Source organism: Paraburkholderia sp. (genome assembly GCF_047605525.1).
In the GTDB taxonomy this organism is placed as follows: domain Bacteria; phylum Pseudomonadota; class Gammaproteobacteria; order Burkholderiales; family Burkholderiaceae; genus Paraburkholderia.
In genome coordinates this window covers 77,380-100,531 of the sequence record NZ_JASGFN010000007.1, presented here as the reverse complement: position 1 = coordinate 100,531, position 23,152 = coordinate 77,380, and the positions used below count along the sequence as shown (strand labels likewise).

General features: G+C 65.3%; 19 protein-coding genes. 6 read left to right on the top strand and 13 right to left on the bottom strand.

Going from position 1 to position 23,152, the window contains the following annotated elements; genetic code table 11:
* Positions 1–2 precede the first annotated feature (2 nt).
* The 6 genes from QM685_RS12205 to QM685_RS12180 form a co-directional block, all read right to left on the bottom strand.
* Positions 3–1,046, bottom strand: coding sequence for a polyamine ABC transporter substrate-binding protein (locus QM685_RS12205; RefSeq protein WP_415116142.1), 1,044 nt, complete (start codon positions 1,044–1,046; stop codon positions 3–5).
* Between the two features lie 29 nt (positions 1,047–1,075).
* Positions 1,076–2,182 (bottom strand): ABC transporter ATP-binding protein, encoded by a 1,107-nt coding sequence (locus tag QM685_RS12200; RefSeq protein ID WP_415116140.1) that lies wholly within the window; start codon positions 2,180–2,182, stop codon positions 1,076–1,078.
* 41 nt (positions 2,183–2,223) lie between these two features.
* On the bottom strand, positions 2,224–3,288 hold the full coding sequence (gene leuB / locus QM685_RS12195) for a 3-isopropylmalate dehydrogenase (RefSeq protein ID WP_415116138.1): 1,065 nt from the start codon (positions 3,286–3,288) through the stop codon (positions 2,224–2,226).
* Between the two features lie 61 nt (positions 3,289–3,349).
* On the bottom strand, positions 3,350–3,949 hold the full coding sequence (gene leuD / locus QM685_RS12190; protein ID WP_415116136.1) for a 3-isopropylmalate dehydratase small subunit: 600 nt from the start codon (positions 3,947–3,949) through the stop codon (positions 3,350–3,352).
* A complete protein-coding gene (leuC, locus tag QM685_RS12185) occupies positions 3,927–5,366 on the bottom strand; it encodes a 3-isopropylmalate dehydratase large subunit (RefSeq protein ID WP_415116134.1) in 1,440 nt (479 codons plus the stop codon). The genes leuD and leuC overlap by 23 nt, the downstream gene beginning before the upstream one ends.
* Positions 5,367–5,504: 138 nt before the next feature.
* Positions 5,505–6,467: a LysR family transcriptional regulator gene (locus tag QM685_RS12180; RefSeq protein ID WP_415116131.1), complete on the bottom strand. Its 963-nt coding sequence runs from the start codon at positions 6,465–6,467 to the stop codon at positions 5,505–5,507.
* Between the two features lie 365 nt (positions 6,468–6,832).
* Here QM685_RS12180 and QM685_RS12175 point away from each other — a divergent pair, with 365 nt between their 5' ends.
* From QM685_RS12175 to pruA, 3 genes are all read left to right on the top strand, one after another.
* Complete coding sequence (locus QM685_RS12175) at positions 6,833–7,690, top strand: N-formylglutamate amidohydrolase (RefSeq protein ID WP_415116129.1); 858 nt, start codon at positions 6,833–6,835, stop codon at positions 7,688–7,690.
* A 75-nt stretch (positions 7,691–7,765) separates the two neighbouring features.
* Entirely contained in the window at positions 7,766–8,767 is a 1,002-nt protein-coding gene (locus QM685_RS12170; RefSeq protein WP_415116127.1) for a LysR family transcriptional regulator, read from the top strand.
* Positions 8,768–8,936: 169 nt separating this feature from the next.
* Positions 8,937–10,547: an L-glutamate gamma-semialdehyde dehydrogenase gene (gene pruA, locus QM685_RS12165; protein ID WP_415116125.1), complete on the top strand. Its 1,611-nt coding sequence runs from the start codon at positions 8,937–8,939 to the stop codon at positions 10,545–10,547.
* A 77-nt stretch (positions 10,548–10,624) separates the two neighbouring features.
* On the opposite strand, the gene QM685_RS12160 is transcribed toward pruA, so the two are convergent.
* From QM685_RS12160 to QM685_RS12145, 4 genes are all read right to left on the bottom strand, one after another.
* Positions 10,625–12,298 carry an electron transfer flavoprotein-ubiquinone oxidoreductase gene (locus tag QM685_RS12160; protein ID WP_415116123.1) on the bottom strand — a complete coding sequence of 558 codons (1,674 nt, stop codon included), beginning with the start codon at positions 12,296–12,298 and terminating at the stop codon, positions 10,625–10,627.
* Between the two features lie 210 nt (positions 12,299–12,508).
* The gene (locus tag QM685_RS12155; protein ID WP_415116121.1) at positions 12,509–14,053 is read right to left on the bottom strand and encodes an AMP-binding protein; all 1,545 of its coding nucleotides are present in this window, start codon (positions 14,051–14,053) and stop codon (positions 12,509–12,511) included.
* 32 nt (positions 14,054–14,085) lie between these two features.
* Positions 14,086–15,159 (bottom strand): hypothetical protein, encoded by a 1,074-nt coding sequence (locus tag QM685_RS12150; RefSeq protein ID WP_415116118.1) that lies wholly within the window; start codon positions 15,157–15,159, stop codon positions 14,086–14,088.
* 41 nt (positions 15,160–15,200) lie between these two features.
* The gene (locus QM685_RS12145; RefSeq protein WP_415116116.1) at positions 15,201–16,277 is read right to left on the bottom strand and encodes an ABC transporter substrate-binding protein; all 1,077 of its coding nucleotides are present in this window, start codon (positions 16,275–16,277) and stop codon (positions 15,201–15,203) included.
* Between the two features lie 389 nt (positions 16,278–16,666).
* Here QM685_RS12145 and QM685_RS12140 point away from each other — a divergent pair, with 389 nt between their 5' ends.
* From QM685_RS12140 to QM685_RS12130, 3 genes are all read left to right on the top strand, one after another.
* Positions 16,667–17,854, top strand: coding sequence for an NAD(P)/FAD-dependent oxidoreductase (locus QM685_RS12140; RefSeq protein ID WP_415116114.1), 1,188 nt, complete (start codon positions 16,667–16,669; stop codon positions 17,852–17,854).
* A 105-nt stretch (positions 17,855–17,959) separates the two neighbouring features.
* Positions 17,960–18,709 (top strand): electron transfer flavoprotein subunit beta/FixA family protein, encoded by a 750-nt coding sequence (locus QM685_RS12135; RefSeq protein WP_415116112.1) that lies wholly within the window; start codon positions 17,960–17,962, stop codon positions 18,707–18,709.
* Positions 18,710–19,639, top strand: a complete 930-nt coding sequence (locus QM685_RS12130) for an electron transfer flavoprotein subunit alpha/FixB family protein (RefSeq protein WP_415116110.1) — start codon at positions 18,710–18,712, stop codon at positions 19,637–19,639. It begins immediately after the preceding gene.
* 44 nt (positions 19,640–19,683) lie between these two features.
* Here the strand turns inward: QM685_RS12130 and hutG are convergent, their stop codons facing one another.
* Genes hutG through QM685_RS12115 form a run of 3 tightly spaced genes read right to left on the bottom strand, consistent with a single transcriptional unit; the run spans position 19,684 to position 23,146 of the window.
* Entirely contained in the window at positions 19,684–20,487 is an 804-nt protein-coding gene (hutG, locus tag QM685_RS12125) for an N-formylglutamate deformylase (protein WP_415116108.1), read from the bottom strand.
* Positions 20,484–21,692, bottom strand: coding sequence for an alpha-hydroxy acid oxidase (locus QM685_RS12120; RefSeq protein WP_415116106.1), 1,209 nt, complete (start codon positions 21,690–21,692; stop codon positions 20,484–20,486). Before QM685_RS12120 ends, hutG begins: the two co-directional genes overlap by 4 nt.
* Positions 21,693–21,700: 8 nt before the next feature.
* Positions 21,701–23,146: an FAD-binding oxidoreductase gene (locus QM685_RS12115; RefSeq protein WP_415116104.1), complete on the bottom strand. Its 1,446-nt coding sequence runs from the start codon at positions 23,144–23,146 to the stop codon at positions 21,701–21,703.
* Positions 23,147–23,152: the final 6 nt, after the last annotated feature.

The following is a 23,152-nucleotide window of genomic DNA, read 5'->3' as shown; positions in this document are numbered from 1 at the left end:
GATCAGCGCGCGGCCCAGGCGGCGAAGCGCTGGTCGAGGTCATCGCCGTGCTCGTCCCAGAACTCGCGGTCGTTCACGACGCCGACCTTCGCGTGCTCGGGCGTATTGGGCAGGTTCTTCAACTGCTCGGGTGACATCTTCGCGAGCGCTTTGGTATTGGCCGGGCCGCCGGGCTGCTTCGCAAGGAATGCGGCCTGCTGATCGACGCCGCTCACAAAGTTGATGAACTTCAGTGCATCGTCCTTCATCGGCGAGCCCTTCGGAATGACCCAGTAGTCATAGTCCGAAATCGCGCCGTTCCAGACGAGGTCGAGCGGCTGCCCGGCTTTCTGCGCCGTAATGATCCGGCCGCTGAAGACGGTCGACATGGCGACGTCGCCGGACACGAGGAATTGTGCCGGCTGGGCGCCCGCGTCCCACCACTGGATGTTGGGCCGAAGTTCGTCGAGCTTGCGGAAGGCACGGTCGACGCCTGCGGGCGTAGCCAGCACCTTGTACACGTCGGCCGGTTTCACGCCGTCCGCCATCAACGCGAATTCGAGGTTGCCTCGCGCGGTCTTGCGCATGCCGCGCTTGCCCGGGAATTTCTTCGTGTCCCAGAAGTCCGCCCAGCCGGCCGGCGCGCTCTTCAGCAGCTTCGTGTTGTACGCGAACGTATTGGCCCACGCGAAGATGCCCACGCCACAACGCGTCTTCGCCGCATGATCGAGCTGGCCGCTTTCCGCGATCTTCGACCAGTCGATGCGCTCGTACAGACCGCTGTCGCAGCCGCGGCCAACATCGGTCGATTCGACCTCCACGACATCCCAGCTCACCTGGTGGCCGTCGACCATCGCCTTGACCTTCGCCTGTTCGCCCGAATACGAGGACGCCGTCACGTCGATGCCCGTCGCGGCCTGAAACGGTGCGATGAATGCGCTTTGCTGCGCGTCGGCCAGCGTGCCACCGTAGTTGACGACAGCGAGCGGCCGCGCGAGAACGCCGCAGGACAGCGATTGAAGCGCGCATGCGACCGCCAGCGCGCCGATCCATTGAGTATTACGCATGATGTCTCCCCCGATTGATTGAAAAAGCGTTAAGCGAAGATCCGCACGTGTCGTTCGGCAAAACGCAGTACGACCGCGTCGCCATTCCCTATGCCGCCGAGGCCCGCGTCGTCCAGCGGCACCTTGACGAACCCCGAACCCTGCCCGGCCACGGAGAACCGGAAGCGAACGTGGTCGCCGAAATACAGCGTCCCCTCCGATCGCGTCCGCATCGTGTTGACCGTCGCGTCCGCGCCCTCCGCGCTTGCCTGTTCGCCCAGCGCGATCCGTTCCGGACGCACGCAGGCGCGCACCGCATCGCCAACGCGCGGCGCACCGATCACCCGGCCCATCAGCACTTCGCCGCCCGGCAGACCGACCTCGCCTCTCTCGCCATCGAGCGACAGCAGGCGGCCAACGAAGACATTGGTGTCACCGACAAAATTCGCGACGATGCCGTTGCCCGGCGTTTCGTAGAGCGCATCGACGCGGTCGATCTGCTGGATCCGCCCGTCGTCGAACACCGCCACGCGGTCGGACATGGTGAGCGCTTCGCTCTGGTCGTGCGTCACGTAGACGAACGTCAATCCAAGCCTCGCGTGCAGATCCTTCAGCTCGATCTGCATGTGTTCGCGCAGACGCTTGTCGAGCGCGCCAAGCGGCTCGTCCATCAGGACGAGCCGCGGGTTGAACACCAGGGCCCGCGCGAGCGCAATGCGCTGCTGCTGCCCGCCCGAAAGACTTGCCGGCAAGCGCGTGGCGTACTGGCTCATCTGCACCATGTCCAGGGCGCGCTTCACGGCAGCCTGTCTTTCGGCCGCGCCTACCCGGCGCACCGTCAGCGGATAGGCGACGTTTTGCGTGACCGTCATGTGCGGAAACAGCGCGTAGTTCTGGAACACCATGCCGATATTCCGCTTGTGTGGCGGCGTGACGTTCAGCAGCGTGTCACCGAGCCAGATTTCGCCCTCGGTCGGCGATTCGAAACCGGCCAGCATCATGAGACACGTGGTCTTGCCCGACCCGGACGGTCCGAGCAGCGAGAGAAACTCGCCTTCGTAGATGTCGAGATCGAGTCCTTCCACCACGCGATTGACGCCGTCGTAGCTCTTGCCTACGCCACGAAATCGCACCAGCGGCTTGCGGTCATTGACCATGACGGCCTCCCTCCTGAGGAATCCACCCTGCGCGCATGCGCTCAGGACATCGCCGCGACGACGAGGTCGCCCATCTGCGCCGTGCCCACCCGCTTCGTTCCCGGCTCGGCGATGTCCGCCGTGCGGTAACCGGAGGCGAGCACCCGGCGCACCGCGCGCTCGATACGCGTGGCGGCCGCATCGTCCGCGAAGCTCATGCGCAGCATCATGGCCGCGGAGAGGATCGAAGCCAGCGGATTCGCGATGTCCTTCCCGGCAATGTCCGGCGCGCAGCCGTGCACGGGTTCGTAGAGCCCCTTCGTTCCCTCGCCGAGCGACGCCGACGGCAACATGCCGATCGAGCCCGTGAGCATCGACGCCTCGTCCGAGAGAATGTCGCCGAACAGATTGCCGGTCACGATCACGTCGAAATGCCTTGGAGTCCGCAGCAGCGCCATTGCCGCCGCATCGATATAGAGGTGTTCGAGTACGACGTCGGGATAGTCGCGCGCGACCTCGTCCATCACCTCGCGCCAGAGTTCCATCGCTTCGAGCACGTTCGCCTTGTCCACCGAGCACACGCGCGACCGGCGCTGGCGCGCGGCGCGGAATGCGACGTGCGCGATTCGCCGTATTTCCAGTTCGTCGTAGCGCATCGTATTCACACCCACGCGCATCCCGTTCTCTACCGTCACGCCGCGCGGGCTGCCGAAATACAGGTCGCCCGTCAGTTCCCGCAGGATCAGCAGGTCCAGCCCGTCGATATGCGCCGATTTCAGCGGCGACGCGCCGAACAGCTCCGGATACGCGAGCACCGGCCGGAAATTCGCAAAGAGCTGCAATTCCTGGCGCAAGCTCAGCAGCGCGTCGCCGGGACGCAGGCCGCGCGGCAGCGTTTCATATTCGAAGCCGCCTTCGGCCCCGAACAGGATCGCATCGGCTTCGAGGGCGAGCTGCCTTGTCGCTTGCGGAAGCGGGTGGCCGGTACTGTCGTAGGCGCAGCCGCCGATGAGCGCATGCTCGCATTCGAGCGGCATGCCTTCGTTGCGTAGCACGCCCAGCACCTTGAGCGCCTGCGCCGTCACTTCCGGGCCAATCCCGTCTCCGGGGAGCACTGCGATTTTCATTCTTCGTCCTATGTCAGGTTTCGGTCCGTATGCCCGGGAGAGATTGCCGCCCGCACCGCGTCTACGTTCGGCCGGGACCATTGCGACGCTCGAAGTCGTCGATCTTCGCGGCAAGGCGCAACGTGATGTCGATTTCGTCGAGACCATCGACGAGGGCTTCTTTTGAGAACGCGTCGATGTCGAACACAAGCGTTTTGCCGTCCGGCGCGATCACGCGTTGCCCCGGCAGATCGACCCTGATGCGCGCACCGGGTCGATCGGCCAACCACGCGCTCACGTGCGCGACGAATGCGGCGTCCGCGCGGATCGGCAAGACGCCGTTCTTCAGACAGTTGCTGAAGAAGATGTCGCCGAAGGTGGTCCCGACGATGGCGCGAATGCCGAAGTCGGCCAGCGCGTGGACGGCCTGCTCGCGCGACGAACCGCAGCCGAAGTTCGGGCCGGTCACGAGGATCCGAGCATTCGCATAGTCGTGCCGGTTCAGCACGAAATCCGGGCGAACCTCGCCGGTTTGCGGATCGAACCGTTGATCGTGGAAGAAGTAGCGCCCGTAATCGCGCCGGCGGGCATGCATGAAGCGCGCCGGAATGAGCTGATCGGTGTCGATGTCGGCGGCGGGCAGCGGCACCGCCACGGCCTCAAGCGTGGTCAACGGTTGCATCGCGCAGCAGCTCCCGATAGTCGACGATATATCCCGTAACAGCGGCGCCCGCGGCCATGCCGGGGCTCATGAGGTGCGTGCGTACGCCCCGCCCCTGGCGCCCGACGAAATTGCGGTTGGTCGTGGATGCGATACGCTCGCCGGAACGGCCTTCATCGCCGTTGATCGCGAGGCACATCGAGCAGCCCGGCTCACGCCACGCCGCGCCGGCCGCCATGAAAATGCGGTCGAGACCTTCCGCCACCGCGGCGTTCTGCACCGCACGCGAACCCGGCACGATCAGCGTGGGCACGCGAACCCGCCGGCCGTCCAGCACGGCTGCCGCCGCGCGCAGATCTTCGAGCCGGCCGTTGGTGCAGGAGCCGATGAACACCCGGTCGATCGCGATTCCCTCCACGGGCTGCGCGGGTTGCAAATCCATGTAGTCGAGCGCGGCAAGCGTGCGCTCCCGCTGCGCGGTGTCGCCGATGTCGGCGGGATCGATCACCGTTCCGCCGATCGGCGTCGACTGCGCGGGATTCGTCCCCCAGGTGACCATCGGCGCGACCCGTGACGCGTCGAGGCGCACCTCGCGCTCGAACGCCGCACCGGCATCGGTCCGCAGGGTTCTCCAGCCGGCAACCGCGGTATCCCACGCAGCGTCCTTCGGCGCGAAAGCGCGGCCACGCAGCCATGCGAACGTGGTTTCGTCAGGGGCGATCAAGCCGGCGCGGGCACCCGCCTCGATCGACAGATTGCACAGCGTCATGCGTGCTTCGACGGACAAGGCGGCGACCGTCTCGCCCGCGTACTCGACCACGTGACCGACGCCGCCGGCCACGCCGATCCGCGCAATCATCGCGAGTGCGAGATCCTTGGCGGTCACGCCGGCAGCGAGGCGGCCCGTGAACGCCGCGCGCATGGTGGCCGGGCGGCGCTGCCACAGCGTCTGCGTCGCCAGCACGTGCGCGACTTCCGATGCCCCTATGCCGAAGCCGAACGCTCCGAGCGCGCCGTGCGTCGACGTATGACTGTCACCGCACACCACGGTCATGCCCGGCAGCGTGAGCCCCTGTTCCGGGCCGCTCACGTGCACGATGCCGTGGCGCGGATCGTCGAGCGCGAACATCGGCACGCCCTGTTCGCGTGTGAAGTGAATCAGCCGCTCGACCAGTTCGCGCCGGTCGTCATCGACGATATCGGCGATCGTCCGGCCGCGGGAGGACGCATAGTGGTCGGCCATCGCGAACGTCGCCTCCGGCCGCCGCACGCGCAGCCCCTTGCGCGCGAGGATGTCGAACGTGTCGCGCGGCAGGTCGTCGCCGACGTAATGCCGGTCGATGTAGATCAGCGTGTGTCCGTCGTCGCGCTCATGGACGACATGCCGGTCCCACAGCTTGTCGAACAGCGTGCGCGCGGAGGTCGAGGGAGAAGTCACACAGGCTCCAGAACGTACCGCCGGGTGGCCGGTACCGATGGAGCCCAGTTTGCGTGCATCAAAAATACGGCTGAAGACGTATTTCGGAACACATGATGCGTCAACCGCGATGGCAGGCGCCGCCGTGCCGCGGCAGCGTCAAGCCGTAAGGAAGTCGACGAGCAGACGTGTCGCGGTCGGCAATTCCTCCGCCTGGCGAATGCAGAGCTTGTGGAGGCGGCTTGCCCACGGCTCGTCGAGTGGTATTTCCGCGATGTGCATTGCCGCGGCGCGACCGGTGACGAAATAGTCCGGCACGATGCCGATGCCGAGTTCGGCCTGCGCCATCCGGCATACCGCATCGAAACCCGCCACGCGGATGCGCGATCGCAACACCCGGCCCGCCTCGCGCGCGAGCCGCTCGATGAGCGCCTGGATCGAGCTGTACGGCTCCTGCATGATGAGCGTGTAATCGAGCAATTCTTCGAAGCGCAGGTCCCGGCGTCCGACGAGTGGATGGCTGGCCGGCGCGACGACCACGAGCCGGTCCACATAGCAGGGCATCACGTCGAGATTGTCGACCGGCTGATCGCCCCAGAAGATGCCGAGGTCGGCTGCGCCTTCGCGGACCGCATGAACGACGCCGGTGCTCGTATCGGGCCGAAGCTCGACGGTCACGTTCGGGTAATCCCGCATGAAACGCCCTAATGCGTCGGGGAAAAAACCGAACAGCGCCGACTCGTTCGCCGACGCGCAAATATGTCCGCGGGCGCCTTGCGTCCCGGCGGTGAATTCCGCCATTTCGCTTTCGAGCCGCGTCAGATCGCGCAGGATGCGGCGAGAGTGACTGAGCAGTGCTTCGCCGGCACTCGTCAGCGTCACGCCGCGGCGATGACGTTCGAGCAGCGGCACGCCCAGCGCGAGTTCGAGATCCGCAAGGCGCTTGCTGACCGCCGACGGCGCCAGATGCTCGCGTTCGGCTGCCTTCCCGATGCTCGCCTCCTCCACAACGGCGATGAAGAGCCGTAACGTCACGAGGTCGAGCCGCGAGAGAAGCTGACTGCGCAACGGCGACGACGGACAGACTTCCTCGCAGCTGCTTTCGGAGCGGGTCTTGTACATGGTTTTCACGACGTCGGGGTGTTGTGGTTCACCGGGTTGCGGGAATAGAGCTGGCGCACCAGATGTGGGATCGATAATTGTACGCAGTCGATCGCTACGCAGCGAGCGGCACTATCATCCAGGACAACCGCTTCAGTGAGGCTTCGGGCGTCCTGGACATGTTTGGCCCAGAAGAACGGCTTCGGAGCGCCGGTTTGGCATGGGCACCCGCTTGCGTAAGCAACGCTTATGGTTAGGAACAACGCCGCTTAGGCATCCACGTTTCGCAGCGGGTTCGGCTACCGTAGGGCAACGCGCGCGGTGCTCGAGGCCGGCGCGCCGCCGCCGGCGAATCATGCGCGCAAACGAACCCGAGGGTATTGAACATGCAGAGTCTGGCTTTCGGACACGTTTTTCGTGCCGATTCACCTCTCGTCCTCGTCACACCGCACAGCGGCACCCGGATTCCCGACGAGCTTCTGGGCAACGCGTCGTGGGCCGCGATCGAGGGACGTATAGCCGATCCGGCGGGTCTCGCGCTCGCAGCCCTCGCCGCGAAGCGCGGCATCACGACGATCAGCGCGCGCTACCATCCGTGCGTCATCGACTTCAACGTGGCAACGGAAAACCGTCCGTTATCGCTGCGCCTGAACCGCGGCGGCCTGTGCCGCACGCACACGTCGCGCGGCGAGCCGCTCTACGACGACGCTCACCCGCCGTCCGAACGCGAGATCGAAGCACGCGTCGAACAGTACTGGCGTCCCTTTCACGCGGCCGTGGCGGCGGAAATCGAACGCTTGCGCAGCCTTCACGCCAACGTGTTGCTGCTGGTCCCGCACGCGAGCTACTGGCTCTCGCCTTACCGCAACCAGAGCGGCGCGCTCGACTGCAACATCGGCAGTAATCGCGGCCGTTCGTGCGACAGGCAACTGGTGTCCGCGCTCACCGATACCGTCGGCGAGCACGGCCGCTCGTGGGTCGTGAACGGCAAGGTCGCGGACGTGTTCGCGGCACAGTGCTACGGCGTGCCCGGTGAAGGCATTCACGCCGTCGAAATGGAGATCGCGGGCCGCTGGCGCACCGCGCTCGAATACGAACGCGAGCAGGAAGAAGGCGCCGAGGCCATCGCCACGCTCGGCGCGCTGCTCGATGCGCTGGAGGACGCGGTCGCACGCTTGCCGGCCGCACATGCGCACGCGCCATCACACGCCACGCCGGCCCACGCCGGGCGGCTTCCGAAGTAGCGGCGACGCGCCCTTCCCCAATATGGGCGCTCAGGCAACCGTGTTAACATTTTGGCTGTCACGTCGCAGGCGACCATGAAAGAAAGCGCACCTGAACATTATCCGGACTGGGATCTGCTCGCGAGCTGGGTGGCCGTCGTCGAATCGGGTTCGATTTCGGACGCGGCGAGCCGCCTCGCGATCTCGCAAGCAGGCGTCTCACAACGCATCAAGGCGCTCGAAACCATCCTCGACACCACGTTGCTCGATCGCGCCACGCGTCCCGCGCGGCCCACCGCTGCCGGTCAACGCCTGTTCGAACATGCGACGGTGCTGCTGCAAGGCGCGGACCAGATGGTCGAAGCGGTGCGCAACGTCACGCGCGCCAAGCGGGTCGTCGTGCGTCTCGGCTGTGTCGATTCGTTCGCGGCCACCATCGGCCCGATCATCATCAAGGCGCTCGCGGGCACTTCGCATCAAATCCGTCTGTGGTCGGGCATCACGCCCACGCTCGACGCGCAGCTCGACGCGCGCCAGCTCGACATGGCCGTGACCACCACCGAGCTTTCGCAGGCGCCCGGCATTCGCCGCCAGAAGCTGTTTTCGGAACCCTACGTGGTCGTGTTGCCGCGCAGCTTCGAAGTGGACCGCTTCACGACGCTCACCGAACTGAGCCGCCAGCTTCAGTTGATCCGCTACAGCGCGCGCTCGGTCATCGGCCAGCACGTCGATGCGTATCTCGCCGCCAACGCCGAAAACATCGAGCGCACCTGCGAATTCGACGCAACCGATCCGATGCTGAGTCTCGTTGCCGCCGGCCTCGGCTTCGCGGTGAGCACGCCACTGTGTCTGTGGCAATCGCGCCATTACGTGCCCGATCTGCGCGTGGTCGCGCTTTCATCGTTCTCGCGGCACGGCCGAACGTACCAGGGCCTGAGCCGCTCGTTCTTTCTCGCCTCGCGCGAGAACGAACTCGGTCATCTGCCCGCCGATCTCTACGATCTGCTCAAGCGCGCTTTCGAGCGCCAGGTGTCGCGCGACATCGCCAAGGCGCTCGCGCTCGCGCCCGAGGAAGTCTGTATCGCCGACGAGGAATGAAGCGCGCCGCGCGTTCCACCGCTTCCATAACGCGCGCCGATCCAAAGCATAAGTCGGCGTTTAGCAACGCCCGGTTTACCGCCTTGCCTCTAGTCTGGACACTGAGCCTCGCCTTCGGCGACGAGCGGCGCCGGCGGTGTTTTCGAATCCCCTTCCCTAAGGAGCCAGTGTGATTTCAGGTCCTCAATTCCCGCTGCCCGCGAACGAACCCGAAGTGCATTTCGGCGCGGGCACGCAGGCGCAAGTGGCACTGCGCAAGGCGCTCGAACAGCGCGACGTGGTCGACATTCCTGCCGTGATCGACGGCAAGCGCTACTTCTCGAACGACGTCGTCGAAGTGCGCGCGCCGCACGACACGCAACGCCTGCTCGCCCGCATTCACCGTCCGGGCGAAGCGCAGATCCATGAAGCAATCGCGAGCGGCAAGCGCGTGGCGAAGGACTGGGCCCGACTCACGCATGCAAGCCGCGCCACCATCCTGCATCGTGCCGCCGACATCATCGCGACGCGCTCGCGCATGAGGATCAACGCCGCGACGATGCTCGGCCAGAGCAAGACGGTCGAAGAGGCCGAGCCGGACAGCGCCTGCGAGCTGATCGACTTCCTCCGCTTCAACGCCTATAACGCGCAACGCGTGTACGCGGAGCAGCCGATGTCGGTGGCGACCGCCGCGAACCGCGCCGACTGGCGCCCGCTCGAAGGCTTCGTCTACGCGGTTTCGCCGTTCAACTTCACGGCCATCGGCGGCAATCTGACCACGGCGCCCGCGATCATGGGCAATACCGTGCTGTGGAAGCCTTCGGAAAAATCGGCGCTCGCCAATTACATCTTCTTTGAAGCGCTCGAAGAAGCGGGGCTGCCGCCCGGCGTGATCAACTTCGTGCCGGGCGAAGCGGAACTCACCACGCGCGTGGCGATGGCCTCGCCGGATCTCGCGGGCATTCACTTCACGGGCTCGTCGGCGGTGTTCCAGTCGCTCTGGAAGGGCGTGGCGTCAAAGGTCGATTCGTTCCGCACGATTCCGCGTCTCGTGGGCGAAACGGGCGGCAAGGATTTCGTGCTCGCGCACGCGTCGGCTCATCCGTCCGAAGTGGCCATCGCGCTGATTCGCGGCGCGTTCGGCTATCAAGGGCAAAAGTGCAGCGCCGCCTCGCGCGCCTACATCCCGCGCAGCCTGTGGTCCGCCGTGCGCGACGAACTGCGCGAGCGTCTCGCGGAGCTGAAGGTCGGCGACGTGGCCGATTTCAGCACGTTCATGGGTGCCGTGATTTCCGAAGCCTCGCATCAGAAGCTGAGCCGCGTGCTGGCCGCGGCAAAGGATGACCCGGCCGTGACGTTCGTGAGCGGCGGCAAGACATGGTCGGAGCCGGGCTACTTCGTCGAGCCGACCGTGCTCGAAGTGAGCGACCCGAAGCACGCGCTGATGACCGAAGAACTGTTCGGGCCGATCCTCGCGGTGTTCGTCTACGACGACAACGCGTGGAACGACACGCTCACGCTGATCGATTCGACGAGCCCCTACGCGCTCACCGGCTCGATCTTCTGCACCGACCGCTTCGCGCTGCATCAGGCCGAAGACGTGCTGGTCAACGCCGCGGGCAACCTCTACCTGAACGACAAGCCGACCGGCGCAATGATCGGCCAGCAGCCGTTCGGCGGCGGCCGCGCGAGCGGCACGAACGACAAGGCCGGTTCGTATCTGAACCTGTTGCGCTGGGCCTCGCCGCGCGTCGTGAAGGAAACGTATCTGCCGACGCGCGAGTGGCGCTTCGGCGCGTAACCGCGCGCCAGCCGTTGCGTCCCGGCATCGTCGGGGCGCCGTGAAAAAGGGCTCATCGCACGATGAGCCCTTTTGCCTTACATGTTCGGATAGTTGGGACCGCCGCCGCCTTCAGGCGTGACCCAGACGATATTTTGCGTCGGGTCCTTGATATCGCAGGTCTTGCAGTGAATGCAGTTCTGCGCGTTGATCACGAGCGCGCGCTCGCCTGCTGGCGCATCCGTGAACTCATACACACCCGCCGGGCAAAACCGCGTTTCCGGCCCGGCATAGCGGGCGAGATTCACGCGCACGGGCACGCTCGTGTCCTTGAGCGTGAGATGGGCGGGCTGGTTCTCTTCGTGATTCGTGTTCGAGAGAAACACCGACGAAAGCCGGTCGAAGCTGAGCTTGCCATCGGGCTTCGGATACTCGATCGGCTTGCATCGCGCTGCCGGAAGAAACGTTTCGTTATCTGAATGACGATGATGGAGCGTCCACGGCACGCGACCACCCAGCACCTTTTGCTCGAAACCGACCATCATCGTGCCGACGTAAAGCCCTTTGCTCATCCACTGCTTGAAATTGCGCGCGCGATGCAGTTCCTCCCTGAGCCACGACTGCTCGAATGCCTCGGGATAGGCGTCGAGCGTGTCGTTGCCGCGCCCCGCTTCCAGCGCCTCGAACGCGGCTTGCGCGGCCATCCTGCCCGACGCGATCGCCGCGTGACTGCCCTTGATACGCGACGCATTGAGCAGGCCCGCTTCGCAGCCGATCAGCGCGCCGCCGGGAAACACGAACTTCGGTATCGACATGAGCCCGCCCGCCGCAATGGCGCGCGCGCCATACGAAAGACGCCGGCCGCCTTCGAGAAACCGCCGGATCGAGGGGTGCGTCTTGTAACGCTGAAATTCCTCGAACGGCGACAGATACGGATTCGTATAGCCCAGCCCGACGACGAACCCCACCGCCACCTGGTTGTCGTTCAGGTGATAAAGGAACGAGCCGCCATAGGTGTCGCTTTCGAGCGGCCAGCCGGCGGTGTGAATCACGAGGCCCGGCTGATGCGAGGCCGGATCGATCTCCCAGAGTTCCTTGATGCCGAGGCCGTACACCTGCGGATCGGCGCTTTCATCCAGCCTGAAACGGCCGATCAGCTCACGGCCGAGATGGCCGCGCGCGCCTTCCGCAAAGAGCGTATAGCGCGCATGCAGCTCCATGCCGGGCTGGAAGTTCGCGGTCGGCTCGCCGTTCCTGCCGACGCCCATGTTGCCCGTCGCCACCCCGCGCACTTCGCCGTGTTCGCCGTAGAGCACTTCCGCCGCCGCGAAGCCCGCGAAGATCTCCACGCCGAGCGCCTCGGCCTGCTCCGCGAGCCAGCGTGTCACGTTGCCGAGACTCACGACGTAATTGCCGTGGTTCCTGAAGTTGTCGGGCAGCAGCCAGTTCGGCACCTGTTTCGCGCCGCGTTCGGAAAGAAAGAGAAAGCGGTCTTCGGTCACCGGCACGTCGAGCGGCGCGCCGCGTTCCTTCCAGTCGGGCATCAGTTCGGAAAGTGCGCGCGGGTCCATGACTGCACCCGACAAGGTGTGCGCGCCGATGGCCGAACCCTTTTCGAGCACGCACACGCTGACGTCCGTGTCGCGTTCCCGCGCCAACTGCTTGAGACGGATCGCGGCCGACAAGCCGGCCGGACCTCCACCGACGATAACGACGTCATACGCCATCGAGTCGCGCGGGCCAAACCGCGCTGCGAAGTTATTCGTATCCATTTCGACCGATATTCGACTGTGCAGGACGGCTGCCGCGCGCGCCTGCATGAGCGGGCCGCAGCCTCGTGGATTTCCCGGCACGCCCCGCGCAAGGCGGCGCGACCGGCCTGAAATCCATCCTACGTCGCCGGATACCGGATGCCCGCGACATCACCTGCGCTTATACAGCATTCAAGCCCGCGTTGGCCTCGCAGGCACCCCGGATCTGATTCAACGCGGCGACGCGAGCGCGTCCCAACAATCGTCGATGCGCTTCGACAGCGATTGCTTCTGAATGCGCTGTGTGGGCGTCTTCGGAAACTCGTCGACGAGCGCGATGAAACGCGGCACCTGGAACTTCGCCATGTTCGCCTCGCACCACGCGACGAACGATTCGGGCGTGAACGCGGCAGCGCCCGGGCGCAGCTTGACGAACAGCTTCAGGTCTTCATCGGCGAACTCGTTGGTCACGCCGATCAGCGCGCTTTCCTCGACATCGGGATGGCCGTTCGCGACGTTCTCGACTTCCCACGCGGAGATGTTTTCGCCACGACGCCGCACGCTGTCCTTTTTGCGGCCGAGAAAATAGAAATAGCCATCGGCGTCCTGACGACCGAGGTCGCCCGTGTAGAGCCAGCCATTGCGCAGTGCTTCGCGCGTTTTCTCCGGGTTGCGGAAATAGCCTTCCGTGATCGTGCCCGGCTCTCGCGCCGCCACGCGAATTTCGCCGATCGATCCGGGCGGCAACGGCTGATCGTCGTCGCCCACGATCTCCACGTCGAAATAGTCGACGGCCTTGCCGATCGAACCGATCCGGCCGTCGAGATTCACGACGCTGAAGCTCGACGTTTCCGTCATGCCATAGCCTTCGCGCACGGGAATGCCGAAGCGCTTTTCGAACGCCTGCCACACGTCTACCGGCGCCCCGCCACCCCATGCGATCCGCAGCGTATGCTCGCGGTCACGCGGCGCTGGCGGCTGCTTGAGCAGCAGTTGCAGCACGCCGCCCACGAAATGCAGATGCGTGGCGCGATAACGCGCGACTTCGTCCCAGAAACGCGAGGCGCTGAAGCGCGGTACGAACGCGAGCGTGATCGGCTTCATCAGCGCCATCACCAGCACTTCGCTGCCGAACACGTGATAGATCGGGTCCCAGAAATGCAGCACGCTGCCGGGCGTGATCGAGCCGATCCACGACGAGCCAAGCGCCGCCGCGCGATACATGCGATCGCTCATCAGTACGCCCTTGGCGGGCCCACTCGTGCCCGAGGTGTAGAGAATCGCGCGCAGGTCCGCATCCTGTGCGGCGAAATCCGGCTCGGACTCGTCCACGTCGTCGCGAAGCCGCGCGAACTCGCCGCCGCCGTCCCCGGTGCGCCAGATCGCGCGCAACGCCGGAACGCGCGCCACCGCCGGCTCGAGCGACGGCGCATACACGTCGTCCGCAAGCGCGAACGCGGGCTCCGAGTCGACCAGCACGTGTTCGAGCGCCGCGCCCTTCAGATGCACGTTGACCGGCACCTGTACCGCGCCGAGCTTGCACAGCGCGAAGTACGCGAGCGCGTGATCGACGTGATGGGAAAGCATCACGGCCACGCGGGTTTGCGCGCGCACGCCGATGCGCGCGAGGCCGTTGGCGAGGCGGTTCACGCGCGCGTTGAGTTCGGCGTAGGTGAGCGAAACGTCGCCGGTACGGCAGAATACATGTTCGGGGTTGCATGCCGCACAGTCGCGCAGCAGTCTGGGGATGCTGTCATCCGCCGAAAAATGCGCCATCGATCGTATCCTCGTTGCGTTGGCCGGCCCGCTCACCAGAGCCACGTTTTCGTGTCGGTGAAGGTCCAGCGCTCGAAGCCGCTCGCTTCGTCGTAGTGACGCTCGAGTCGTACGTGACCGTTTAGCGTGCGCACGCTCATGTCGAAGAACGCGAATACCGCCGCGCGCAGCTGTGCCGAATGCGGGTACGGGAACGGCTCGAAGGTTTCGAAACTCAATTCGGCGGCGTCTTCGCCCAGCGCCTTCCATTGCGGCGCATTCCTGAACGCACCGATGATCGTGACATAAGTTTGCGCGAGCGCGGCCGGGCTATTGCCTTCGACCTCCGTCGCGGCCTTCAGCGACGGCGTGAACTGCACAGCCAGCAGTTTCATCGCTGCGGCGATCATATAGCTCGCCGCCTGCATGCCGAACTGACCGACCACCACTTCGATCGCATGCTTCACGTAATCGGCCGCGTAGTTCGCGCTGCCCTTCATCACGCGCGCTTCCGGCCACTGCGCCGGGTCGAGCCTGGGCGCCTTCGCCGCATCGAACTCGGGCGAACGATCGACATGCTCCACGCGAAAACGTTCTTCCGGGCTCAGATCGTGGTCGTACTCCATGAAATAGCCTTCGTCGTACGGGTGGCCTTCCGCGACGAACTTCGTCGCCACCCAGCCGAGTCGCGGACAACCGAGCAATTCGCCATTGCGCGGATGCCACGTCGACAGAATCGTGCGCCGTACCGACGACGGCACCGCCAGCGCGGAAATACCGGGAAACGTGCCCCACGGCGGCATATAGCGGATCCAGACTTTCTTCGGTGATTCCTCGACATATTGCAGTGTGAGTCCGCCGATCGAATTGCTGAAATAGTGATACTTCGCGGCCGTCACGGCAGGCGGATCGTTGCGAATGCCGAGCTTTTCCAGCGCCTCGACGAAGCGCTGCGACTGCTCCGCCGCCATCAGCGTGCGCCATACGTTGTTGAGCGCGGCCTCGCCTTTCTCGCGCAGGACGATGGCCGTCACGCCCGACACGACCGACCAGCCAAACGCCCCCGCAATGTCGACGCGCTTTTTCAGCGCCGCCATATCGTCATTGCCGAACTGCTTCGCTTCCATGCTTCCTCCTGTTTTCCGTTTTACCCGTGTCGCGCGCGCACTCACGACATCGTCCATTCCTTGAAGCGGCGCGTGATTTCATCGAAATTCTTTGCCCACCATGCGTCGTCCATCAACACGCTGTTTGCCGATTGCAGGTCGGGAATCCATTTGCGGCTTTCCGGGCTCATCAACGTAAGGGCTTTCCTGCTGCCCGGCGTATTGCCGATCAATTCCATGAAGGCCGCCTGCCGGTCGGGGCGCGCGGCGAACGCGAGGAACTTCATCGCGTTGGCCTTGTTCGGCGCGTTCTTCACGACGGCGAGATATTCGAAGCCATTGACGGTTTGCTCGAACGAGAAATCGACGGACTGTCCGGACGCCCTCGCAGGCTTGACGCGCGACGCGTAGGTGTAGCTGAAGTCGGTTTCTCCCGTTTGCAGCAGCGTGAGCGTTTGCGGCGTCTGGTCGATCCACTTCACCACGTTCGGCTTGATGCGCTCCAGTACGCGAAAGGCGCGATCCACGTCGAGCGGATAGAGCTGCTTCGGCGGAACGCCGTCGGCGAGCAGCGCGGCTTCGAAGGTTTCGCTCGGCCGGTTGCGGAAGGTGCGGCGCCCCGGAAACGCCTTCACGTCGAAATACTCGCGGAAATTACGCGGATGCTTGCCCGGCGGATATTTCGCCGGGTCCCACGCAATGCCGCCCACGAACACATACCAGGGCAGCAGATTGTTCCTGATGTCGATGACGAGATCGCTGCGATCGAACATCGACAGATCGAGCGGCTCCCAGAAGCCCGCGTTCGCGCCGGCCACCCCGAGCGCATTGGGCGCGTCGAACACGTCCCACTGTACGTTGTTGGTCTGGATCTGTGCCTTCAGTTTCGCGAGATCGGGCGTATCGATGATCGTGACCTGAACGCCGGTCTCTTTCGTGAACGGCTTGACGACTGACTCTTCCACGGCTTGCCGGTACGCGCCGCCCCAACTCACGAGCGTCATCTGACCGCCGGCCGCATGCGCTTTTCCCGAAGACAGAATGGCCGGCGCCGCGGCGGCGGCCAGTGCGATGCTCGAGACACCCGAGACGAATTGCCTGCGTCCCGTTGAAACGCTTTTCTGACGAAGTTTTGACATGGCGGGTCTTCTCACACTGTGGTTGGAATGAAGTGCCCGGCGAATCACGACACGTTCGCCGGTTCTGGATTCGGCGTGGAACGAGCCGTTACACCGAAGCTATGCAACCACAAATCGGCGGGGGGCATCGAGCACAAATGCTTATCCAATGAATAAGGCATAGTGATTCTGTTCGCGTCGCCGGGATGGCGAAATCGCCGGACCTGCAAACGGCAAGCCACCCCGGAACCGCGTGAATGGCACCCGAATACCGAGCAAACCGGTCCGTGCGGCATGCCAGCGCGACGGCCGCTTTTACTAATCATCGATCCTGCTTATATTGGCGCCCCGCGGTTTGTGGCGCTTCACACTTCGCCCCATACCCTTTGCTCAGGAAAGGACGCGAAACCGTGGACAAATATGATGTGGTCGTGATCGGCGCTGGCGTGATCGGCAGCTCCGTCGCATTTCAACTGGCGAAGCTCGGCGCGAAAAAAGTACTCGTGCTCGATCGAGGCACGATTGGGGCCGGCACTACGTCGCAGTCGTCCGGCATCCTGCGCACCCACTATTCCGTCAAGGAGAACGTGGAACTCGCGCTCAGGAGCTGGGACGTCTTCAACAACTTCGCCGCTTATCTCGGCGACGAAGAAGCGTCCTGCGGACTCGTGAAGTGCGGCTACATGATCGTCGCGAGCGACGGCGACAAGCTCGAACCGCTGCGCGCCTCGCTCGATCAGCAAAAGGCCCAGGGGGTGCCGCTCGAATTGCTCGACGCGAAAGCCGCGCACGAGCTGCTGCCGATCGCCCGCTTCGACGACGCCGCGCTGATCGGCTACGAGCCCGAAGCCGGCTTTGCCGACGCGTATCTCGTCGCTACCAGTTTCGCGCGCGCCGCGCGCCGCGGCGGCGTGACGATCCGCGAGAACGTCGCCGTCGACAGGATTCTTTTCGAAGGCAACCACGTAGTCGGCGTATCGACGAGCGTGGGCGACTTCGCCGCGGGCGTCGTCATCAGCACGCAGAACATCTGGACGCCCGAACTCGCGGGCTGGACCGGCCGCAACCTGCCCGTGATGCCCGAGCGCCACGCGGTGCTCGCGCTCGAATGCGACGCGGCGAAATACACGTTCTCGATGCCCGTCTTCAAGGATCTGGCCTCGCCCGGCATGCTCTATTACCGCAGCTACGGCGGCAGCCAGATGCTGGTGAGCGAAGGCGTCGTGGGCGAAAAACTCGCCGCCGCGCAAACCGAGCAAGGCGACATTCCGATGGACTACGTCGTCGAAGTCGGCGCGCAGGTGGCCGAGCGCTTCCCGGCGTACGAGACGGCGGGCATCGCGTCGTCATGGACCGGCGTCTACGACGTCACGCCCGATTGGAATCCCGTGCTCGGCCGCCTGCCCGGCATCGAAGGTCTGGTGGTCGGCTATGGCTTCTCGGGGCACGGCTTCAAGCTTTCGCCGACGGTGGGCCGGGTGCTCGCCCAGGAAGCGCTCGGTCTGCCTACCGACGTCCCGCTCGAGCCGTATTCGATCGGGCGCTTCGAAACGGGCGCGCTGCTCACCGGCAAATACGGCCTTGGCGCGGTGTCGTGAGCGCGCGCCGATAAACGCCGCCCAGGCGCGCGCGTCGTGCTCGTCAGGTTGTCGCCCATCGCATCGACATCAACGAATGCAATTGAGTATTCCGAGGAAACCGGCATGAAAGTGATTACCGCGGTCAAGCGCGTCGTCGATTACAACGTGAAGGTCCGCGCCAAGGCGGACGGCAGCGGCGTCGATATCGGCAACGTCAGGATGTCGATGAATCCCTTCGACGAAATCGCCACCGAAGCGGCCACGCGCCTCAAGGAAGCGGGCCACGCCACCGAAGTCGTGGCCGTCTCGTGCGGCGTCGCGCAAAGCCAGGAAACGCTGCGCACCGCGCTCGCCATCGGCGCGGACCGCGGCATTCTCGTGGAAACCGCGGCGGAATTGCAGCCGCTCGCGGTCGCGAAACTGCTCAAAGCGGTGATCGAAAAAGAGCAGCCGCAACTGGTGATTCTCGGCAAGCAGGCCATCGACGACGACGCGGGTCAAACTGGCCAGTTGCTCGCCGCCCTGCTCGACTGGCCGCAGGCGACATTCGCGAGCGCGATCGAAATCGGCGACGGCACGGCCACCGTCACGCGCGAAGTCGACGGCGGTCTCGAAGTGATCTCGCTGCGCCTGCCCGCCATCGTGACGACGGATCTGCGCCTGAACGAACCACGCTACGTCACGTTGCCCAACATCATGAAAGCGAAGAAAAAGCCCATTGAAACGCTCACGCCCGAGCAGCTCGGCGTCGATCCCGCGCCGCGCCTGAAGACGCTCAAGGTCGTCGAGCCGCCCGTGCGCAAGGCCGGCGTGATCGTGCCGGACGTAGCCACGCTCGTCGAAAAACTCAAAACCGAAGCGAAAGTGATTTGAATGACGACTCTGGTGATCGCCGAACACGGCGAAGGTCAACTAAAGCCCGCGACGCTGCACACGATCGCCGCCGCGCAGCAGATCGGCGACGGCGTGCACGTGCTCGTGACGGGCCACGCCGCGCGCGCCGCGGCGCAAGCCGCAAGCCGCGTGGCCGGCGTCGACGAGGTCATGCTGATCGATGCGCCGCATCTCGCGGATGCGCTCGCGGAGAACGTGGCGGCGCAGGTCGTGGCGCTCGCCTCCGGTTACACGCATCTGTTCTTCCCCGCCACCGCGTTCGGCAAGAACGTCGCGCCGCGCGTGGCCGCGAAGCTCGACGCGTCGCAAATCTCGGACGTAATCGCGATCGACGCTCCGGACACGTTCCAGCGCCCGATCTACGCTGGTAACGCGATTGCCACGGTGCAATCCGGCGACGCCGTGAAGGTCGCGACGATCCGTATGAGCGCGTTCGAAGCGGCGCCGGCGGAAGGCGGCGGCGCGTCGATCGCCGAAGTACCGGCGGTGCCCGATAGCGGCCTCTCGTCGTTCGTGCGCCGCGAGATCGCGACGAGCGATCGGCCCGATCTCACGTCGGCGCGTGTGGTGGTGTCGGGCGGTCGCGGCCTCGGCAGCGCCGAAGACTTCGCGCGCCTCGATCCGCTCGCGGAAAAGCTCGGCGCGGCCATCGGCGCGTCGCGCGCCGCCGTCGATTCGGGTTATGCGCCGAACGATCTGCAAGTCGGGCAAACCGGCAAGATCGTCGCGCCGGAGCTCTACGTGGCGGTCGGCATTTCGGGCGCGATCCAGCATCTCGCGGGCATGAAGGATTCGAAGGTGATCGTCGCGATCAACAAGGACGCCGATGCGCCGATCTTCGGCGTGGCCGATTACGGTCTGGTCGCCGATCTGTTCGAAGCGGTTCCCGCGCTCGCGCAAGCGCTGTAATGCGTCGCGGCGTTCGCGCCGCGTTCGTCAGCGATTCCTCACGTTCAGCGTCCCAGCGCCCGCACCGCCTCGAACGCCGTCGTCACCATACGCTCGACCACGGGCTCGACCTTGCGCGCGATTTCAGGCCGGTACGCGAACGGCGGCGTCTCGCTCATGTACGTCGACTGGCACATTTCGAGCTGCACCGCGTGCACGCCCTTCCGCGGCTCGCCATACGCGCGCGTGTTGTAGCCCCCCTTGAAGCGCCCGTTGACGATCCACGTGAACGGCTGACCGTCGAGCGTGCGCGTGATCGCGTCGAGCACGCTGGCGTCGCAACTGAGTCCGCTGTTCGTGCCGAGGTTGAGATCGGGCAGCTTGCCGTCGAACAGGCGCGGCAGAACGCTCGCGATCGAATGCGCTTCCCACAGCAGCACGGCGCCGGATTCGGCGGTCAGGCGATCGAGTTCCGCGCGCAACTGCGCGTGATACGGATACCAGTACTGTTCGAGACGGCGCGCGACTTCGGCAGCGTCCGGTCCGCTGCCGTTGCGATACAGCGGCTCGCCGCGAAACGTTTCGGTCGGGCACAGGCCGGTGGTCGTCTGGCCCGGATAGAGGCTTTCGCCCGACGGCGGCCGGTTCAGGTCGATCACGTAGCGCGACACCCGCGCGCCCAGCACCGACGCGCCCAGCTTTTCCGCGAATGCGTAGAGACGATCGAGATGCCAGTCGGTATCGGCGACTTCGCCGGCGACATCGGTCAACTGCTCGCGGATGTCGGCGGGAATCGCCGTGCCCAGATGCGGAATAGAGATGAGCAACGGCACCGTGCCGCAGCGAAAATCGAAGGTCGGGGAAGTCATGTGGGAGCGATGGTCGTGACGTTGAGGGGAGCGGCGTGCGTTGCTTGCGATAACAGCGATAGCACGCGGCCGTGCGCGGCGAGACGATCCGCGCCGAGCGCGGCAATGCTCGTGCAGCCGAGCAAACGCATGCAGATGTCGAATTCATTGCATAGCAGCGCCAGCACACCGCGCGCGCCGTCGAGACCGTCGGCCGCGAGCCCATAGAGCGGCGCGCGGCCGAGCAGCACGCCTTGCGCGCCCAGCGCGACGGCCTTCGCGATATCGCTGCCGCGCCGGATGCCGCCATCCACGAGAATTTCCGCGCCGCGCGGCGCGATGGCCGCCGTATGCGCAAGGATGTCGATGGGGCTTAGCGCGCCGTCCAGTTGCCGGCCGCCGTGATTCGACAGCACGACGCCATCGGCTTCATGACGAAACGCCAGCGCGGCATCCGCGACGGTCTGGATACCCTTGATGAAGATCTTGCCGTGCCAGTGACGGCGCAGCCACGCGATGTCGCGCCAGGCGAGCGAGGTATCCATCTGCCGGCCGAGCGCCGCCGCCTGGGCTTCGATTCCCGCTCCGAGCCGCGCGCTGCGCGCGAGATTCACGAGTTGCGGCACGCCGTGCACGCCCACTTTCGCAAGCCAGCGCGGATGCGTGGCGATGTCCCACAGCAAGCGCGGCGTCCAGCGCAGCGGCAACGTGAAACCCGTGCGCGCGTAGTGATCGCGCTGGCCCGTCACGGGCGTATCCACGGTCAGCAGCAGCGTCGAGAACCGCGCGGCCCGCGCGCGCGCCATGATGTCTTCGGCGATGCGCCGGTCCTGCTGCACGTAAAGCTGGAGCCAGAGCGCGCCGTCCGACGCGGCGCGCACGTCTTCGAGCAGACTCGTCGAAGCCGTCGAGAGCGCGAACGGCAGTCCGGCCGCATGCGCCGCGCGCGCGAGCGCTTCCTCGGCGCCGCGGCAGTAAAGACCGTTCAGACCGGTCGGTCCCACGACGGCGGGCCACGCGGCCTCGCACCCCCCGAGCGTCGTGTGCGTGCTCACGGTCGAGACGTCGACCAGCACTTTCGGCGCGAAGGCGATCGACTCGTAGGCGGCGCGATTGCGCCGCATCGTGATCGCATCTTCGGCGCCGCCTTCCAGATACGACCACGCGAAATCGGGCAGATAACGCCGGGCCGCTTCGCGGTAATCGGCAACGTTGGCGAACACCATTGGCGCGACTACGCGGCAGCGGACGACGACGCGGGCAGCACGCGGCCCGGATTCATCGTGTCGTTCGGATCGAGCAGGTGCTTCATCTGCCGCATCAACGCAAGTTCGTTCGCGTCCTTGTAAAGCGACATCTCGGGCACGTGCAGCGAACCGATGCCGTGTTCCGCGCTGAACGTCCCGCCCATGCCCGCCGCGATGTCGTAAAGACGATGACTCAGCGCGAGTTGCACGCCGGCCTTGTCCGCGACGCTCGCCCAGTACGCGTGCGAAAACATCGCGATGTAGTGGAGATTGCCGTCGCCCATATGGCCGACCACCACTTGCGTGGCCTGCGGATAATGCTCGCCCAACGTCTTCTGCGCCGCTTCGATGAAATCGGGAATGCGATACGTGGGCACCGCGATGTCGTGCGTGAGGCCCATGCCTTCGCGGCCATTCGCTTCGGTCACGTGATGGCGGATGTGCCACAGGTCCGCGCGCTGCTGCGCGCTCGCGGCCACCACCGCGTCGATTATCACGTTTGCTTCGAACGACGGCGCAAGCGCATCCGTCAGGCGCGCCGCGATGGCTGCGTCGTCGCCCGACGAGGCGGCCAGTTCGACGAGCACGATCCACGCCGGCGTTTCGTCGAACGGATTGCGCGCCTTGGCGGCATGGCGCAGCGAAATTTCGAATTCGCTGCACGAGATCAGTTCGAGCCCGACCAGTTCGCCCGGAAACGCCGCCTGAAGCCTGAGCCCTTCCTGCACGGCGGCGTGCACCGTATCGACGCCCAGCATCGCCGTGGCCGTCGCGCGCGGACGCGGGTAAAGCTTCAACGCCGCCTGCGTAACCACGCCCAGCGTGCCTTCGGCGCCCACGAACAGATTCTTCAGATCGTAGCCGCTGTTGTTCTTGCGCAGCGTGCGAATGCCGTTCCAGACACGCCCGTCGGCAAGCACGACTTCGAGTCCGAGCACGAGGTCACGCGTGTTGCCGAAACGCAGCACGTTGGTACCGCCCGCATTCGTCGCGATGTTGCCGCCGATCTGACACGAGCCTTCCGCGCCGAGCGTGAGCGGAAAAATGCGGTCGGCGTCGAGCGCGGCCTGCTGGAGATCCGCGAGAATGCAGCCGGCCTCGACGGTCATCGAATTGTTGCCGGCGTTGACTTCGATGATGCGGTTCATCTTCGCGAGGTTCAGCAGCACGCTGTTACCCGACGCGTCGGGCACCGAGCCGCCGCACACGCTCGTGTTGCCGCCTTGCGGAAACACCTTCACGCCGTGCGAGTCGCACCACGCCAGCACCTTCGACACCTGCGCGGTGTCGCGCGGAAACACGACGCACGCGGCGCGCCCCGAATGGCGCTTGCGCCAGTCGATCAGATGCGGCGCCATGTCGGCATCGCTTTCCAGCACGTTGGCGATACCCGCGAGTTCGCGCATTGCCTCGACAATCATGGCCCGATTCATGGTTCG

Bases quoted from the DNA above. Each gene is read 5' to 3' on its own strand.
- leuD (WP_415116136.1), bottom strand. From the start codon at position 3,949: ATGCAACCGTTGACCACGCTTGAGGCCGTGGCGGTGCCGCTGCCCGCC.
- hutG (WP_415116108.1), bottom strand. From the start codon at position 20,487: ATGACTTCCCCGACCTTCGATTTTCGCTGCGGCACGGTGCCGTTGCTC.
- QM685_RS12120 (WP_415116106.1), bottom strand. From the start codon at position 21,692: ATGGTGTTCGCCAACGTTGCCGATTACCGCGAAGCGGCCCGGCGTTAT.
- QM685_RS12180 (WP_415116131.1), bottom strand. From the start codon at position 6,467: ATGTACAAGACCCGCTCCGAAAGCAGCTGCGAGGAAGTCTGTCCGTCG.
- QM685_RS12160 (WP_415116123.1), bottom strand. From the start codon at position 12,298: ATGGATACGAATAACTTCGCAGCGCGGTTTGGCCCGCGCGACTCGATG.
- QM685_RS12145 (WP_415116116.1), bottom strand. From the start codon at position 16,277: ATGTCAAAACTTCGTCAGAAAAGCGTTTCAACGGGACGCAGGCAATTC.
- leuB (WP_415116138.1), bottom strand. From the start codon at position 3,288: ATGAAAATCGCAGTGCTCCCCGGAGACGGGATTGGCCCGGAAGTGACG.
- QM685_RS12170 (WP_415116127.1), top strand. From the start codon at position 7,766: ATGAAAGAAAGCGCACCTGAACATTATCCGGACTGGGATCTGCTCGCG.
- QM685_RS12130 (WP_415116110.1), top strand. From the start codon at position 18,710: ATGACGACTCTGGTGATCGCCGAACACGGCGAAGGTCAACTAAAGCCC.
- QM685_RS12200 (WP_415116140.1), bottom strand. From the start codon at position 2,182: ATGGTCAATGACCGCAAGCCGCTGGTGCGATTTCGTGGCGTAGGCAAG.
- QM685_RS12115 (WP_415116104.1), bottom strand. From the start codon at position 23,146: ATGAATCGGGCCATGATTGTCGAGGCAATGCGCGAACTCGCGGGTATC.
- QM685_RS12150 (WP_415116118.1), bottom strand. From the start codon at position 15,159: ATGGAAGCGAAGCAGTTCGGCAATGACGATATGGCGGCGCTGAAAAAG.
- QM685_RS12175 (WP_415116129.1), top strand. From the start codon at position 6,833: ATGCAGAGTCTGGCTTTCGGACACGTTTTTCGTGCCGATTCACCTCTC.
- QM685_RS12135 (WP_415116112.1), top strand. From the start codon at position 17,960: ATGAAAGTGATTACCGCGGTCAAGCGCGTCGTCGATTACAACGTGAAG.
- QM685_RS12205 (WP_415116142.1), bottom strand. From the start codon at position 1,046: ATGCGTAATACTCAATGGATCGGCGCGCTGGCGGTCGCATGCGCGCTT.
- QM685_RS12155 (WP_415116121.1), bottom strand. From the start codon at position 14,053: ATGGCGCATTTTTCGGCGGATGACAGCATCCCCAGACTGCTGCGCGAC.